Source organism: Bilophila sp. (genome assembly GCF_057864385.1).
Window position 1 is genome coordinate 63,728 of sequence record NZ_DBMAFI010000008.1, and the last position, 16,502, is coordinate 80,229.

13 protein-coding genes and 1 pseudogene are annotated in these 16,502 nt (G+C 58.1%); 5 read left to right on the forward strand and 9 right to left on the reverse strand.

Annotated features, from left to right (window positions below):
• Positions 1–572: 572 nt before the first annotated feature.
• The 7 genes from ACZM8Y_RS04140 to ACZM8Y_RS04170 form a co-directional block, all read right to left on the reverse strand.
• Positions 573–1,643, reverse strand: a complete 1,071-nt coding sequence (locus ACZM8Y_RS04140; RefSeq protein WP_487479993.1) for a tellurite resistance/C4-dicarboxylate transporter family protein — start codon at positions 1,641–1,643, stop codon at positions 573–575.
• On the reverse strand, positions 1,630–2,292 hold the full coding sequence (gene narI, locus ACZM8Y_RS04145) for a respiratory nitrate reductase subunit gamma (RefSeq protein ID WP_479859242.1): 663 nt from the start codon (positions 2,290–2,292) through the stop codon (positions 1,630–1,632). The genes ACZM8Y_RS04140 and narI overlap by 14 nt, the downstream gene beginning before the upstream one ends.
• A 220-nt stretch (positions 2,293–2,512) precedes the next feature.
• Positions 2,513–3,112: a nitrate reductase molybdenum cofactor assembly chaperone gene (narJ, locus tag ACZM8Y_RS04150; protein ID WP_479859243.1), complete on the reverse strand. Its 600-nt coding sequence runs from the start codon at positions 3,110–3,112 to the stop codon at positions 2,513–2,515.
• Positions 3,109–4,578, reverse strand: a complete 1,470-nt coding sequence (narH, locus tag ACZM8Y_RS04155) for a nitrate reductase subunit beta (protein ID WP_308771944.1) — start codon at positions 4,576–4,578, stop codon at positions 3,109–3,111. Before narH ends, narJ begins: the two co-directional genes overlap by 4 nt.
• 136 nt (positions 4,579–4,714) lie before the next feature.
• Positions 4,715–4,891: a hypothetical protein gene (locus ACZM8Y_RS04160; RefSeq protein WP_479859244.1), complete on the reverse strand. Its 177-nt coding sequence runs from the start codon at positions 4,889–4,891 to the stop codon at positions 4,715–4,717.
• Positions 4,892–5,409: 518 nt separating this feature from the next.
• Positions 5,410–9,159 carry a nitrate reductase subunit alpha gene (locus tag ACZM8Y_RS04165; RefSeq protein WP_487480221.1) on the reverse strand — a complete coding sequence of 1,250 codons (3,750 nt, stop codon included), beginning with the start codon at positions 9,157–9,159 and terminating at the stop codon, positions 5,410–5,412.
• 118 nt (positions 9,160–9,277) lie between these two features.
• Positions 9,278–9,718, reverse strand: a complete 441-nt coding sequence (locus ACZM8Y_RS04170) for a hypothetical protein (RefSeq protein WP_482334212.1) — start codon at positions 9,716–9,718, stop codon at positions 9,278–9,280.
• Positions 9,719–10,303: 585 nt separating this feature from the next.
• On the opposite strand from ACZM8Y_RS04170, the pseudogene ACZM8Y_RS04175 reads away from it, so the two are divergent.
• Positions 10,304–10,470, forward strand: a pseudogene (locus tag ACZM8Y_RS04175) (hypothetical protein); the annotation flags it as partial.
• Between the two features lie 767 nt (positions 10,471–11,237).
• Positions 11,238–11,438 carry a hypothetical protein gene (locus tag ACZM8Y_RS04180; RefSeq protein ID WP_308770568.1) on the forward strand — a complete coding sequence of 67 codons (201 nt, stop codon included), beginning with the start codon at positions 11,238–11,240 and terminating at the stop codon, positions 11,436–11,438.
• A gap of 143 nt (positions 11,439–11,581) precedes the next feature.
• Here ACZM8Y_RS04180 and ACZM8Y_RS04185 read toward each other — a convergent pair whose 3' ends face one another.
• Together ACZM8Y_RS04185 and ACZM8Y_RS04190 are read right to left on the reverse strand one after the other, a co-directional pair.
• On the reverse strand, positions 11,582–11,932 hold the full coding sequence (locus ACZM8Y_RS04185) for a GGDEF domain-containing protein (protein WP_482332499.1): 351 nt from the start codon (positions 11,930–11,932) through the stop codon (positions 11,582–11,584).
• Between the two features lie 10 nt (positions 11,933–11,942).
• Entirely contained in the window at positions 11,943–12,812 is an 870-nt protein-coding gene (locus ACZM8Y_RS04190) for a hypothetical protein (protein ID WP_482332498.1), read from the reverse strand.
• A gap of 201 nt (positions 12,813–13,013) precedes the next feature.
• On the opposite strand from ACZM8Y_RS04190, the gene ACZM8Y_RS04195 reads away from it, so the two are divergent.
• The 3 genes from ACZM8Y_RS04195 to ACZM8Y_RS04205 all read left to right on the forward strand — a co-directional run bounded on the left by ACZM8Y_RS04195 (position 13,014) and on the right by ACZM8Y_RS04205 (position 16,202).
• Positions 13,014–13,424: an OsmC family protein gene (locus ACZM8Y_RS04195; RefSeq protein ID WP_302553676.1), complete on the forward strand. Its 411-nt coding sequence runs from the start codon at positions 13,014–13,016 to the stop codon at positions 13,422–13,424.
• Between the two features lie 223 nt (positions 13,425–13,647).
• Positions 13,648–15,054, forward strand: a complete 1,407-nt coding sequence (gene lpdA / locus ACZM8Y_RS04200) for a dihydrolipoyl dehydrogenase (RefSeq protein WP_487480060.1) — start codon at positions 13,648–13,650, stop codon at positions 15,052–15,054.
• A 239-nt stretch (positions 15,055–15,293) separates the two neighbouring features.
• A complete protein-coding gene (locus tag ACZM8Y_RS04205) occupies positions 15,294–16,202 on the forward strand; it encodes an AEC family transporter (protein ID WP_482332494.1) in 909 nt (302 codons plus the stop codon).
• Positions 16,203–16,502: the final 300 nt, after the last annotated feature.

Consider the following 16,502-nt stretch of genomic DNA (forward strand, 5'->3'; position numbering starts at 1 on the left):
CCCGACGACCGGGAGATGCCCCGCAAACATCCTCTATAGGCGCAAGGGACATATTCGCATACGCTCCCTAGCTCACAGCCTTGCCCTTGTCAATCAGGAATCATTTTCAAATGTTACAGCACGGGGCATCGTTCAGCTTTTATACTGATCCCATTGTAAAAAGGGATGCTTCCCTCCGCAATGCGGAGATGCGGAGATGCGGAGTCTCATATGCCTTCTGATACAAGTCAATAGATACGGAACCGTGAGACATTCGCTTTTGTAATGAAATCCGTATTTCAACTATCTGAAATTCAAACCGTGTCGTCATGTTACATATAACTATTTTAAATAATTGGAAACAATTTTTTCATAGCTTAAAAATAGTTAGATAATTTCAATAGATTATATCCAATTGACGATATGACCTAGGAAGTTGCCAAACTTCAGGAGCCTCCGGCTAAGCCGGGGGATCGCGTCAAGGATTCGCGCCCTCAGCGGGCTAAAGCCAACCCCAAAAGGCTGCCTCGACAGGCTGCCTTTCTTTATGGAAGGGAAAAACAGCGTCTGGTTCGGCAGCCCCCCCATTGGGGTTACGCCGTCGGGTAATCCCCCCTCAGGAGCATTGCCAGCCTTGTGATGACCATGCCGCAAAAAACCGCCGCCCACGCAGCCAGCGCCACATACACGAACGCTTCCGGCAACGGCAACAGGAATTCCAGATTCAGGGATCTCGCCAGCATCGCCGTACATGCCGTGTACATCCCCAACGGGAACACCATGCCCCAGTATTCCGGGGCATAGGCCGCCGGGTATCGCTTCACGCCGTGCCGCCAGAACCCGAGCAGAAAGAGCATCGGAATCCAGAATGTCGCCGTGGCCCATGCCATGAGCGTCAGCCCTTTGATGAACGGGAAAAGCTCCATCAACAGCGGCGATGCGCCCGGATGCGACAACAGTTCCGCGCCCGCCAGCGTCGTAATCGCCACGGCCCCGGCATTGATCCAGTAGGTCGGGCTGAGCTGCGCCGGTTCCAGATCCTTGAATGCGAAACGATAAAATATCATTGTTATTACAAACAAATACAGCATGAATCCAAGCAGGAACAGCGCCGTGAACGCAAAAAAGGCGATTTCCTTGTCCCACGGCATATGATCGATGAGGATGCAGCCGAGGATCACGATGGCCTGCGTGCTCACGGTGGCGACCAGCCACGCGCCGTTAATGCCTTTTTCCAGCGGCGGCTTGGGTTCGTCGGAGAACACGAAGTAGAATACGCCCCACAGAATCACGATCCACAGGCCGCTCCCTATCCAGAACAGCGCCTCGCCCAGAGCCGGATCTTTGCCGAGCAGCACGAACTGGTTGCCCAGAATACATATGCCCGCCACCACCGTCAGGAAGCCCGGCCCCGCGCCGTGGCTCCTGAAATCTTGGATGAACCGTTTCGGGAACACGAACAGCCGGATGATGTACAGGCCCGCCAGCCCCACGCACAGTGCCGCATTAAGCCAAAACAGCAGGCGTGCGCCGATGGGATAATCCAGCAGGTGCAGGGCCACGGATACGATGCCCGTGGACATGATCATTGCGAAGTTGGCGGGGGCCTGCGCTTCCAGCATGGCCAGAAAACGCCCGCCTACAGTGTTTTTAGAGTCCGGCATACCGCCTCCGATAGATCTGGAACGGACGCAGCACATATGTGACCGGCACGCTGAAGATATGCACCAATCTGCTGAACGGAATCAGCGCGAACAACGTAAACGCGCTCACCACATGGATTTGCAGGAACAGCGGCACCGATTCCATCAGAACCGCTTCGGGCCGGAAGGCGACAAGGCCCCTCAGCCACGGGCCAACGGTCACAAATACCGGAAAGTGCGCCACATACGCCTGATACAATCCCGTACAGCCGTTGACCAGAATGAGCAGCACCACCAGCACGTCCATAGGAACGGTTGTGGCCCAGACATGCTCGTCCGTGATCCTCCGCCACAGCAGGATGCCGAGGCCAGCCACAACCAGCGGGGCCAGAATCATGCCCATGCCCACGGCAACCACGGTATGGGCTTCCATGGAAATCCGCAGGGCGTGCATTACGCTGTCGGGCGTGAGCAGGCCCACAATATGCCCAAAGAAAGACAAGATGATCGCATAGTGGAATATGATTGATCCCCGGCGCAGCCACGTCTTTTCAAAAATCTCGCTGGAACGCGCGTTCCAGCCGCCCGGCGCCGTCACGTACCGGAATGCCAGACCCGCCAGCAGCAATGTTATGCAGATGTATGGATAGTACGCAAAGAAAAAGCGCATATGACCTCCTTTAAGGATGCCTCTCGGCGTATGGGGCATCGCCCATACAGGCCCGGAGGGAATGCTTTCCGCCCGATGGGAAATCGGCCCTGTAACCCTTATCCATATCAAAATATTGTGGGATATGGTGAAACGGCTGCAACCGGAACGTCCCCCGCAATGCCCCATCAGCCGGAAATTTTGGGAAAAAAGAGGGAAACCGCACGGGCGCTCCCTACGCTCAAAAACATTTTCCCCCTTTCCCCAATATCCTCTCCCCCACCTGAACTTGCCCCAACCGCTTCGCGGGAAGGCGTTGATCCGGGACGAGGCCGAGAACCGCAGCGATTGGCCGGAACAGCGAGACATAGGAACTGCCGGGGTGCCGGGCTTCGAGCGCGGCATAGACGCCGAGGAGCTCCTTGCCGAAACCGTCGAGGAACACCAGCCGCGCCCAGTCCGGGGCGACGGAAAGGAATTCGAGCACCAACGGCAGGTAATCGGGCAATATGCCCTGCACGGGCTCAAATCCGGCGTCCCGGTACAGCTCGTTCAGGCCCGCCAGAGCACGCCCAAGCCGGGGATCGTCCCCATACCGATGCCATGCAAGGGACAGGCTGCACTTGCCGTCCATATCGAAAATGGCGACGTGCTCCTCGCGCAGGCTGGAAAGCCCTTTCGAGCGGGCCGACCGGATGAATTCCCGCAGCGGGTACGCCCGAACCACGGACAGTAGACCGCACAGTTCCTCGATTGAGCGCGCCTGAACGAAAAAATCGTCATCGGGGTAATGCAGCAACCCCGACACGGCGAGCAGAAGCTGACGATCGGAACCGTTCATGGCCTTTCCTCCATTTCACCCTGCGCCAGCCCTTCCGAACCCTTCATGGCCCAGACATCGTCGTGGTTTTCACGGCCAGAGGTCGGAACCACAAACCGATCCTCATAGCGGGCAATGGCAAGAAGATGATACATCTCGGCAGCCTGCTCAGGCGTCAGGCCGGCATCGGCCAACGCTCCCGACGTGTCGGGATGCACCCGCAGGGACGGGAACGGCGCGGAAGCCGTTGACCGGAATTGTCCGTCCCGCATGTGGCGGCGCATGGCGAGCAGGCGGGAAAGCGCCGAGCGTACCGGCCCCTCGTCGCCGGCCGCCAGCAGGTTGGCGAGGTAGCGGACGGGGATCCGCATCCGGTCAAGCCCTTTGGCGTCTTCAACGCCTCCCGAAACGAGCGGGCTGGTCGGCGGCACGTACCACACCATCGGCAAGGTACGGAATTCGGGATGCAGCGGCAGGGCCAGCTTCCAATCCGCCACCAGCTTGCGGACGGGAGAACGGCGGGCCGCTTCCATGACATGCCATGAAATGCCCTTGCGTCCGGCCTCACGGCAGACGGCTGGATCATTGGGATTGAGGAACACTTCAAGCTGCGACTGATACAACCCCTGCGGCTGGGGGTGCGAGGCCGCCTCACGCACCCGGTCGGCATCATACAGCATGACGCCCACGTACCGGATGCGGCCCACGCAGCTATGCGCGCACAAGGTCGGCTCGCCCGCTTCAATGCGCGGATAGCAGAACAGGCACTTTTCCGAGCGGTGCGTCTTCCAGTTGAAGTACACCTTCTTGTACGGGCACCCCGATACGCAGTAGCGCCAGCCGCGGCAGCGGGATTGATCCACCAGCACGATCCCGTCTTCGTCGCGCTTGTACATGGCCCCGGACGGACAGGACGCCACACACGCGGGATTCAGGCAGTGCTCGCACAGGCGCGGCAGGTGCATCATGAACACGTTCTTGAAATCAAGATACGCCTTAGCTTCGAGCCCCGCGAAGTTGCGGTCGGAAAGCCCCGTGACGGGCGCGCCGCCGAGGTCGTCCTCCCAGTTGCTGCCCCACTGCGGGCTGAACGCCTTTCCCGTAACCGCCGAATGGGGACGGGCCACGGGCTGATGCCGCGAAGCCGGGCTGTCCGTCAGCCGTTCATAATCGTATTTCCACGGCTCATAGTAGTCGTCGAGGCCCGGCAGATCCGGGTTCGCAAAAATATTTGCCAGCTTGCCTGCCTTGCCGCCCGCCCGCAGATGGAGCTTGCCGTCCCTGATTTCCCAACCGCCCTTGTAGCGATCCTGATTTTCCCATTCCTTGGGATAGCCCACGCCGGGCTTGGTTTCCACATTGTTGAACCACATATATTCCGTGCCGGGGGCCGTAGTCCACGCGTTCTTGCACGGGATGCTGCACGTGTGACACGCGAGGCACTTGTCCAGATTCAGCACCATGCCCATTTGCACCTTGATATTCATACGCACATCCTTTTAAGAGGAGAAAATGCCGGGAGGAGGCCTTTTTTCAGAGCTTCAGAAAGCCCTTCCCCGCCTCCCAAATGCTTCCGGCGGGCAGGGAGGATACGCCATCCATCCGAGAATAATATATTAATATCTAAAAGAATTCCTGCTTGAAGGGAGGATACACCGAGCCTTTCCCGCCACCGTCCGCTTGTTGATCCATGTCTTCGGAAAAACGTCTTTCCGCATATTGCCGATGCAGTTTTCCATCTTGATCCCTTTCCAGCTTCACCGCCGGAAACCACTTCCCCGTTCTTCCTGCCCCAAACATTCCCGCACTCCCCGAACAGGGATTACCCACAGGACTGATTATAGAAAATGGCTGATGCTTTTTTTGAAGGCTCTGTCATAGTATTGGTTGCTTCATCTCAATAGCGCGGTGAAAATACAGCCTTTTCTCTTCGTTTTTTCTCTTGGCGGAATACAGGGCTAAGGCATTTTGTCGATTATCCCTGTGGAACTTCAAGGAAAAAAGCATCAACCATTTTCTATGACACAGCCTTTTTGAAGTCCTAAAGGCATAACCGGCAAAAGGCCTTAGCCATGATTCCGCCAAGGGGAAAACTGGATAATATGCTGTATTTTCATCGTATTGTAACGATAAAACAACCGCATGCTGTGACGGAGCCAAACATAAAAGCCTCAGGAGGGAGAGGGGCGGATTTTGGGGAGGGGACGGCCCAACGGGCGGCCCCTTGGGGCCGTGGCCCTTAGGCGAGCCTTCGAGCCTTACGCCCATCGATGGCAACGCGGCCCTTCCAGAAGGGTTCCCTCTCCCCTCCCCAACCTTCAAAACCTCACATCCCCCTGCACCTTCCGCACCACGACGAACTCGTCGCGCTGACAGCCGGTCGGGCCATAATAGTTGAAGAAATAGGAAAGCTGCCCGTACCCGCCGATCATCTGGGTCGGCTTGACGAGAGGCCGGGTAAGGCTGTTGTGCGTGCCGCCGCGCGTGCCGGAAAGCGGCGAAAGCGGCACGTTGACGGTACGCTCCTGCGCATGATGGATGTACGTCTTGCCGTGCGGTATGCGATGGCTCACCACCGCGCGGCCCATGAACACGCCGTTCGCGTTGAAACACTCCAGCCAGTCGTTGTCGGCAATGCCCGCGGAGGCCGCATCGTCGTTGTTCAGCCAGATCTCCCCACCGCCGCGGGACAGTTCGCGCATGATATGGTTGTCCGAATACGAGGAATGGATCGACCACTTGCTGTGCGGCGACAGGAAGTTGAGCACCAGATCCTTGTCCGTCCGCGGGATGCGCGGGCCGGAGATCTCGCCGATGGCCGCGAGGGACAGGGGCGGGCGGTACACGGGCAGGGCTTCGCCGAGGCCGCGCATCCATTCATGATCCATATAGAAGTGCTGGCGCCCCGTGAGCGTGTGGAACGGCACCAGCCGCCGCACGTTCAGCTCGAAAGGCGCGTACGTGCGTCCGTGGACTTCAATGCCGCTCCAGTTCGGGCTGGTGAAGCCCTTTGTGGGCCGGGCCGTGATGCCCTCAAAGGTCAGATGCTGATCCTGCACCGGGCGGGAGAGGTCGTTGAGCTTGAAACCGGTCTGCTTTTCCAGCCCGGCCCACGAGCGCACCCCCACATCGCCATTGCTTTCCGGGGACAGGGCCAGCATGATTTCACAGGCGTCCTTGGCATTGTCGATGCGGGGCATACCTTCGCTGACGCCCGGCTCGGAAACCACGCCGAGGCGCGCCTTGAGCTGTTCGTATTCCGGCGCGCACGACCACGACACGCCCTTCGCGCCCACGCCGCCGGGCTTGGCGACGTTGGGGCCGAGCGCGGAGTACATCTTGTAGATGTCGGGATAAGGCCGCTCCACAACCTTAAGGTTGAACATGCTCTTGCCGGGCACGGGTTCCGCGTCGCCCCTGCGCCAGTCGCGAACCTCGCCGAAAGGCTGGCCTATCTCGCCGGGGGTATCGTGCAGGAGCGCCGTCGCCACCATGTCCTTGCGGACGCCGAGATGCTTGCCCGCCAACTCAGAGAACTTCTGGGCGATGGCCTTGAACTGATCCCAGTTGGTCCGGGCCTCCCACGCGGGGTCGGCCGCCGGGTTGAAGGGATGGATGAACGGGTGCATGTCCGTCGAGGACAGGTCATGGTATTCGTACCAGTGCGCCGCCGGGAGCACGATGTCGGAATACACGCATGTCGTGCTCATGCGGATTTCGGACGTCACCATGAGATCCAGCTTGCCGCCGCCCACTCCTTCCGGGGAATCCGGCTCAGGCGTGGCGCGGATGGTTTCGGGCTGCCGGGCCTCCCCGCCGAGGAAGGAACTTTCGGTGCCGAGCAGATATTTGAGAAAGTATTCATGCCCCTTGACGTTGGAGCCAAGCGGATTGGCGCGCCAAAAGACCATGATGCGGGGCACGTTGGCGGGATCGTCGGGCGCGTCCACGGACAGTTCGAGATCCCCGGACTTGAGGCGTTCGAGGGCATGGGCCACGATCTCCTCGTTGGAAACCGCCCCGGCCTTGATCGCCTTTTCGCAGGTTTCGAGGGAGTTTTCCTTGAACTGCGGGTAGAACGGCAGCCAGCCGAGCCGCACGGCAAGGGCGTTGCAGTCCGCCGGGTGATCGGGGAGGCTTCCCTTGCGGCCGGGCGGCGTGAGCTTGTCCATGCTGAGAAGCTCGTGACGCCACGAGTCGAGCGCGAAATAATAAAACGAGGTGCCGTTGTGCAGGCGCGGCGGGCCCATCCAGTCGCTGCCCACGGTCACGGCAGTCCAGCCCGCCAGCGGGCGCACCTTCTCCTGCCCCACGTAATGCGCCCACCCGCCGCCGGATACGCCCTGACAGCCGCAGAGCGTGGTCAGGGAAATCATGGCCCGATAGGTCACGTCGTTGTTGTACCAGTGGTTGACGCCCGCGCCCATGATGATCATCGAACGCCCGCCCGTGCGTTCGGCGTTGTCCGCGAATTCCCGCGCCACGCGGATCATATCCTCGGCGGGGACGCCGGTGATCGCCTCCTGCCACGCGGGGGTGGCGTAGGCACGGGCGTCTTCGTAACCGGACGCCACATCCCCGCCGTGCCCGCGATCGATGGCGAGGCTTGCCGCAAGGATGTCGAACACCGTGGTGGCGAGGCGCTCCTGCCGTTTGCCGTCCGCGCCGGTGACGCTCAGGCGGCGCACCGGGACGGCCCCCCTGCGCAGGGACGGACGGCCTTCAAAAAAGACGGGGAACACGGCAAGGCGCCATTCCGTACCATCGTCGAGATCCGCATAACTGAGGGCCGGATCGAGCGCGGCGCGGTCGTAGCAGTCGCGCATCTCAAGGTTCCACGTCCCCTCCTCACCGTAACGGGACCCGATGGAGCCATTGGGCACGGCCGGGCCCTTGCGGGTACGGTCGTGGATCACGAATTTCCATTCCGGGTTGTTGCCGCCGAGCCCCAGATCCGAAGCGCGCACGCAGCGGCCCGGCGCAAGCACGGTTTCGCCGTCCCGTTCCTCTTCGTCGAGGAACAGCAGGAACGGCAGATCCGTAAAGCGCTTGGCGTAATTCTCAAAATACGGCACGCGGCGGTCGAGATACCATTCTTTCAGGACGACATGATCCATTGCCATGGCAAGCGCGCCGTCCGTGCCCGCGCGCACGGGCAGCCAATGGTCGGCGAACTTGGTGAAGTCGGCGTAGTCCGGGGAAATCGCGGCGATTTTAGTGCCCCGATACCGGGCTTCGACATAAAAGTGGGCGTCCGGCGTGCGGGTCTGAGGCAGGTTGGAGCCCCACGAGATGATGTAGCCCGCGTTGTACCAGTCCGCGCTTTCCGGCACGTCGGTCTGTTCGCCCCAAATCTGCGGGGATGCCGGGGGAAGGTCGCAGTACCAGTCGTAAAAGCTGATCATGCTCGCGCCGAGCATGGACAGGAACCGCGCCCCGGATGCGAAGCTGGCCAAGGACATGGCGGGCAGCGGCGTAAAGCCGAAGATACGATCCGGGCCGTGCTTCTTGATGGTGGAGATGAGCGACGCGGCGATGATCTCGGACGCCTCATCCCACGAGAAGCGGACAAAGCCGCCCTTCCCCCGCGCCTGCTGATAAGCCCTGCGCTTGCCCGGATCGGACTGGATGGCCTCCCATGCGGCGACGGGATCGTTGTTGGCGGCCTGTTTCGCGGCTTTCCACATTTCGAGCAGTTTGCCGCGGATATAAGGATACTTCACGCGCAGCGGGCTGTAGACGTACCACGAGGCCGAGACGCCGCGGGGACAGCCGCGAGGCTCGTAGTCGGGGAAATCCGGGTGAGGCGTGGGGTAATCGGTCTTCTGGGCCTCCCATACGATGATCCCGTCCTTGACGAACACATCGAAAGAACAGGACCCCGTACAGTTGACCCCGTGGGTGGAACGCACCACCTTATCGTGCTGCCAGCGCCGCCGATAGTAGTCTTCCCACGAACGGCCGCCCTGCCGTTCTTCATAGGGATGGTGGGCGTTCTCGAAATTGTGGGCCAGTTCCTTGGCCCGCTGGCCGAAGTACCTGAGCGTTCGAGAGCTGAGGAAACGCATGGAGCCTCCTTGGACAATCGTGTCTTTTCAGAAGATTGTAGAAGGAGGGCCTTCACTTGCAATGAGTATCATACTGCGGCCAGCGCCATAGAACCATGCAGCGGCGGCTCCGTGGGGCTCAGCCCCCCGCCTTGAAATAAGCCTTGATGTTTATGCCAAGTTTATGGAGCCTAAAGATAGGCTCTGTATAGTATGTGGTTGTTTCATCTCCACAGCACGGTGGAAATACCGACTTTTTCCCCTTGGCAGGATCCACGGTTAAGACATTTTTCCGGTTATCCTTTTGGAGTTTCAAGGAAAAAAGCATCAACCATTTTCTATGACACAGCCTAAAGATAAGGGCGGCGTTCGGAGCTGCCCCCATCCGCAACTGGAAACGCCGCCGTGTAGGGAACCTGTCTGCGGATGCCGCTTCAGCGCGCTTCCCGTTTTTTCCAATGATACATGCCCCGCTGAGGAAAACGGTTTGGCGTCCGCCCTGAAACCGGAAATCTACGGCGCTGGCCCCTGCCACTCCCCTAAAAGCGCTGGCCGCCAGCATCCCCAGTATGCGTTTCATGTTCCCTATCCCAAAAGGCCGGAAATTTCCGTTCTCCGAACAGCGCGGCGGCCTGCCTGCCCCACAGCGGCCATGCCCGCATTCCATCATATCCCCACGAATACATGCGCCATATCAATAAAAAGTATCTATTATACAATAAGCTAAAATGGATCTTATGTACTCTGTATTGGTATTCCTCCTTAGATACGGATTGGCACACTATAGACGGAAAAAGCCTGCACCGGCCTCCAGACAGGCGGCTTTGGATGCAGCCGTCCCCCGTTTCCCCGCCGTCATCTTCCGTCATCCCCTCAAGAGACTCCCCCACCGTAACGGAAAACCCGGAGATAGGGGCACTAGGTCGTGTCGTCATTTTACATGCAACTATTTAAAACTATTGAAACAATCTTTTTGTGAACTGAAAAAATAGTTAAGTAATTTCTATAGATTATATCTAATTGAGACACGAAATAAACTTTTCCGAAGGCTGTACCATAGGAAATGGTTGATGCCTTATTTGTTGAAAATCCAAAGGAATAACCAATAAAAAGCCCCAAGCATGGAACACATCGGCGGAAAACTGGAGAAAACGTCAGTATTTTCACCATTGCGGCAAACCGTGCCGTGACTCAGGCCGACGTCATTTGGCTGTTGGAGCCCGTTTTGATGACCGCGTTACGGGTAAATTGCCCCAGTTTGCTCCCAACGCGCGAATCGTGCATATCGACATCGATCCGGCGACATTGCGTAAGAACGTCACTGTAGAGATAAAGCAACCACATCCTCCGACAGCGCAACGAGAGCCCCTAGGCCGTGTCGTCATTTTATATGTAATCATTTGAAATTATTTAAAATAATCTTTTATATTCTAAAAATAGTTTAATGATTACAATATATTATATATAATTGACGACACGGCCCAAAGTTCGCCGTCTGGAAAACTGTACCGCGTTTTTCTTATGAAAAGAAAAAAATTTGGCTGTGTTCAATTTTACGGTTGATGATTTTTTCAATGAAAATCATGAATAGATAAAAGCTCGTTCCACGTCTAGTGATGTGGGCCTCTCTCATTTTTTGTTCATTACATGAAATCCAGTTTTGAAGAATTGTTGCGAGACCTCCAAATCATTTCCAAAGAACTCTTCCTTTCCAGTTGGAATCTTGTATCAACCACAAACTTAAACACAGCCAAAAATTTTATTTCAGAAGCGGCATATTCTGCATTTTTTTGCCAGAAAACCCTTTTTATCATAGCGTCGTGCGGTACATCGTACTAGATGAAGCAGCCATTGCGCGGGGTTCCCCCAACCCATCCGAACGGCCTCCCCTTCAAGCGGAAACGGAAGGAAACGATCAGGCCCCCATGCCCTGAGGAAGAACATTCCCCCACATCCCATGCAGGCTCAATGCGGCCTCCAGCGCGGACGGAATATTCTATATTCCATATCTTATTGATTATCTTGATGAAATATAATGGACGGGCCCTCTTTCGCACTTACAGTATGCCCATACCATACTTACCAACCAGGATGTGACGATGAAAGACAAAAAAGAATCTATTGTACTCGATCTCGACATTTTCATCCATCTGATGACCAGCGCCTACCGTGAAGGCTTCAAGGCCGGAGCGGACAAGAATATCCAAAGGCTTGAAAACGACTGTGCCTCCGCCGTGAGCCAATTCCGCTTTGGCATGGTTGACATGCTCAAAGAACCTGACTCGACCGTGCACCATTAAGCCTCTCTCCGGTTTCCCCTCCATGAGGAAGCCGTCCCGATACAAACGCCGCCCTATCCCGAAGTCAGGGAAGGGCGGCGTTCCATACGATCTTCAGTGAATCAGCACGATCTTCAGCGAATCAGCCTTTACCGGTTGCATATTCAGCTTTCGCCTCTGGCGGCTTTCTTAAAGCAGTACATGAGGGCATCGGCCCGGCTCAGCGTATTGTGCAAGCTGCCTTTATCAAGGGTAGGATCATACGAGGCGACCCCATAGGAGAAAGTGACGGGCTGCCCGTTGACTTCGGCCTGTGCCCCAGCCATGTGGAACAGCTCCAGCCCCCACAGCAGGGCTTCCTTTTCTTCGCCCTCAAACAGCGTCACAAATTCATCCCCGCCGATGCGGAATGAAAGCCCTCGGCTTACCGGCTCCTCACGCGTCAGCAGGTGGGCCATACGCCGGAGATAGGCATCCCCCGCCGCATGGCCGTAGGTATCGTTGAGCTGTTTCATATAATTCAGATCACAGATCATACGCAACGATGGTCAGGGAACGGGGCAACTTTTTTTCCAGATCCTTCAGTTCCAGTTCAAAGGCGGTGCGGTTGCCGATGCCGGTGAGCATATCCGTGTAGGCGAGCTTCTTATAAAAGGGCGTTGCCAAACGCCGCAGGCAGAGCATCGTAATAACGGTACAGCACCCCACGATCACCAAGGCCAGCGCCCCGCTGTAAATCATGGCCCGGAGCTTGCTGTTATGAATGACGTCAGCGTTGAACTCCATGACTACGGCCCCGACGGGCCTCGCCTCCCCTCTGGCATGGACGGGCCTGCACGTCAGGAAAATCGCCCCCCATTCGGTATTCAGCATGCCGTCCGACTCGATGGGTTTGCCATTCAAAACACCGTCCGACTCAATGGGTTCACTCTCAATGGCTTCACCCTCGATGGATTCTCCAGACAGGCAACGGTTCAGCATGGGGACAATATCTTGTTCAATAAGGTCGCCGGGGCTGCGGAAGTCCGAAGAATCAGGCGGCAAGCCGTCCACCAGATATATGGGCTGGCCCCTGTCATTGAACTTGGCCGTGTAGAGATAGCGCACGTTGGCGATTTGCCTGATATTATCCAGCATGGACTGCGTATCCTGATACGTATCCCGCCGCATGTCCGCAAGCGTATTGATATTGGCGAACCCCTCAAGGTTCAAATGGGATTCCGCATAGGCATTCACCACGCGCGCACGTGCCCGGATGTCTTCCTGCAAGGCGTTGCTCATCATCAGATACAGGATGGCGAAGACGGATACGGAGGCAATCAGGATAGCCGACGCAATCGTCAGGACGATTTTCTTTTCAGCGCTGTACCAGCCCGTTTTTCTGGTCAAAGCCATCCTCCATCCTCTCAAAAAGGCACTGCCGCCTATGAGAACACTCTGTATTTATTTTAACAGTGGTGGAAATCACAGGGGTTGTCAATGAAACCTTCCTTTCCTTCACCCCCTGTGGACGGCGGCGGGGCTCCGCAGGCAAGGCGCTGCGGGGGGTAGGCTCCTGCGGGAGATTCCGTTACAATCCGTAAAAAGGAGTTTGACATGGCTACCGTTACCGCGACCTATCTTGGCGACCTTCGGGTCGAATCCGTCCACACCGCCAGCGGCGCACGCCTCGTTACCGACGCCCCCGTGGACAACAACGGCAAGGGTGAAGGCTTCTCGCCAACGGATCTCTGCGCCACGGCACTGGCCGGATGCGCCATGACCATCATCGGCATTTACGGCAAGATGCACGATGTGGACGTGACCGGAACCACCATTGAAGTCACCAAAACCATGAGCGCGAACCCCCGGCGCATCGGCAAGCTTGAAGTCGTCTTCACCATGCCCGACCGCGAATACACCGACAAACAGAAAACCATGATCGAACGCGCCGCCCATACCTGCCCGGTTCATTTGAGCCTGCACCCCGACGTCGAACAGGTGTTCACGTTCCGCTGGAAGCGCTAGCCCCATCCGCCGGGAAACCCGCCGATCTGTCCAGAAGGAAAGAAAATCCGTTTTTTTCTGAAAAAAAAGTTGTTTTTAAGCGCATAAAAAACGTATTTCGCCAGATTGGCGGCTGTCCGCCCTTGCATCCTCCGCCGGTTTCCCCTAAAGAATTCCCACTGGCGGGAAGCGGGGATTCGTCCCGGCTGGAAGCGCATCAAACAGCACCTTTTGAGGAGGCGACATGAAACTGACCATCATCGGGGCCGGGCCGGGAGGCTATTCGGCGGCGTTTGCGGCGGCGAAAGCCGGGGCGGAAGTGACGCTTGTGGAACAGGGGAAGCTCGGCGGCACATGCCTGCACACGGGCTGCATCCCTACAAAAACCCTGCGCTCTTCCGCCGACGTGCTGGAAATGGGCAGACGGCTGGCGGAATTCGGCATCACCGGGGAATGCGCGCTCAAGGCGGACATGCCCGCCATCGTGAACCGCAAGCGCAAGGTCGCCGCCACGCTCCAGACCGGCCTTGAAAAAACGTGCGCCCAGCTCAAGATCCGCGTCATCTGCGGCAAGGCCGAACTCGTGGGCGCGAAGCTGGTGCGCGTCGCCACGGCGGAAGGCGTGGAAGAGGTCGAAAGCGACAACGTGATCGTCGCTACGGGCTCTTCGCCGCTGGAGCTGCCCGCCCTGCCCGTGGATCACGTCCGCGTGCTGTCGAGCGACGACGCGCTGGAACTGCAGGCCGTGCCGTCCAGCCTGATCATCGTGGGCGGCGGGGTCATCGGCTGCGAGCTGGCGTTCATCTACCGGGCGTTCGGCTCCAAGGTGACGGTCGTGGAAGGCCAAAACCGCGTGCTTCCCCTGCCCTCCGTGGACGAGGAAATCAGCCGCCTGCTGCTGCGCGAAATGAAAAAGAAGGGCATCGCCGTGGAGCTGGCCCGTACGGTGACCGCCGCAACGCCCGCCGGGACAGGCGTTTCCGTGGAAATCGGCGCGTCTCCCTTTGTGGCGGCGGCCAACCCGCCCGCCCCGCGCACGCTTGAGGCCGATGCCGTGTGCGTCACCGTGGGCCGCGTGCCGCATACGGACGGGCTTGGGCTCGACGCCGCCGGGGTCAAGGTCGATGCCAAGGGCTGGATCGAAGCCGACGATTTTCTGGAAACCTCGGTGCCGGGCGTGTACGCCATCGGCGACGTCATCGGGCCGCGCCGCATCATGTTGGCGCACATGGCGGTTGCAGAAGCCCACACCGCCGTACATAACATTCTGCATCCCGAAGACAGGAAGGCGCAGAACTACGATGTGGTGCCCTCCGCCGTCTTCACCGCCCCGGAAATCGGGGATGTGGGGCTTTCCGAGGCACAGGCCAAGGAACGGGGGCTCGCCGTGAAAACCTCGGTGTTCCAGTTCCGCGAGCTCGGCAAGGCGCAGGCCATGGGCGAACTCGCCGGGCTGTTCAAGCTCATTGTTGAAGAAGGCAGCGGCAAGCTCCTCGGCGCGCACATCGCCGGAGCCCATGCTTCCGATCTGATTGCCGAAGCCGCCCTTGCCATCCGGCGCGGCTGCACCGCCCGCGATCTCTTCGAGACCATCCACGCCCACCCCACCCTTTCCGAAGGACTCTATGAGGCCGCCGGTTCGCTGGCATAGACTCCTAATTCCACCGCTGAACAGGCTTGAAGACGGCCGCGCCCTTTTTCTCCGGGTGCGGCTGTCTTTTTGCGCCCTTCGGATGGCCTCGGCGGGGCTTCCTTCCGCGCGGCACGGCGAGGGGGAGTGTACAGGAACGGAAAGTGGGTATAATAGGTTCGCCCCGTACAGGGGAACACCACGCCGGAGGCCGCCCTTTGAAACGCGCTCCCGCGGGCTGGTGCAGAAAGGGGATTTTTATGGAAGAGGCACTGATCAAAGTTCTTTCGTTCATCACCTTCATCATGCTCGGCTACCTGCTCCGCCGTTTGTCCATTCTGAAGGCGGAAACGTTCCGCGTGCTCTCCGGCATCGTGTTCTACATCACCCTGCCGTGCATCATCATAACCAGCATCAACGGCGTACCCGTGACTTCCGAAATGCTCTGGCTCGTCGCGCTGGGCGCGCTCTGCAACGTCCTCATGGTCGTCACGGGCTACTGCATGACCCACGGCAAGGCCCGGCAGGAACGTGCCTTTTCCATGATCAACCTTTCGGGCTACAACATCGGCACGTTCGCCATGCCTTTCGTTGCCGGTTTCCTGCCTCCCACAGGGTTTCTGGCAACCTGCCTGTTCGACGCCGGGAACGCAATCATGTGCACGGGCGGCACCTACGCGCTCGCCAACAGCGTCACCGACGCCTCACAGCATCTGTCCGTCAAAAGTTTCCTGCGCAATGTTTTTTCGTCCATCCCTTTCTGCATCTATCTGATCATGATCGTCATGGCGTTTCTGCACCTCGCCCTGCCGCACCCCGTGATCATCTTCACCAAGATCGCCGGGGACGCCAACGCGTTCCTCTGTATGCTCATGATCGGCGTGAACATCCATCTGCAAATGGACAGCAAGAGCTTCCGATGCCTCATCAAACACATCGCGGTCCGCTATGCGCTGTCAGGCGTGCTGGCGTTCCTCTTCTATCGCTGCCTGCCTTTTTCGCTTGAAATCAGGCAGGCTATGGCCGTCATCGCCCTTGCCCCCTCCTCTTCGCTGGCCCTTATCTTTACCATGAAGCTCAAGGGCGACGTGATCATGGCAGGCAACATCTGTTCCCTGTCCATCCTCCTGAGCACCATCGCCATGACCATCCTGCTCGTCTACCTCTAGCGTGGAGCATCCAGATGGCACCGGCAAGGGAGAAACGGGATTTTCAGGCTGTGGCAGGTGTACGGCTGTATGAAACAGGCCGATCAGCTATGCGGCGTGGGGAAATCGGCCTGCACGTCAAAGGGATACAAAGGGATACAGACATCTTGAAGGATTTTGAGCTATTGCGCCGTTTAGCCCTGATATGAAAATCATAATGAAGTGATTTCGAGCCATTCGAGCAAGATGCTGTCAAAGCATTCAACTGCCTGCCTGCACGACAGCCACATTTCCAGAATGCGGTTACCCTGCTTAAACGAT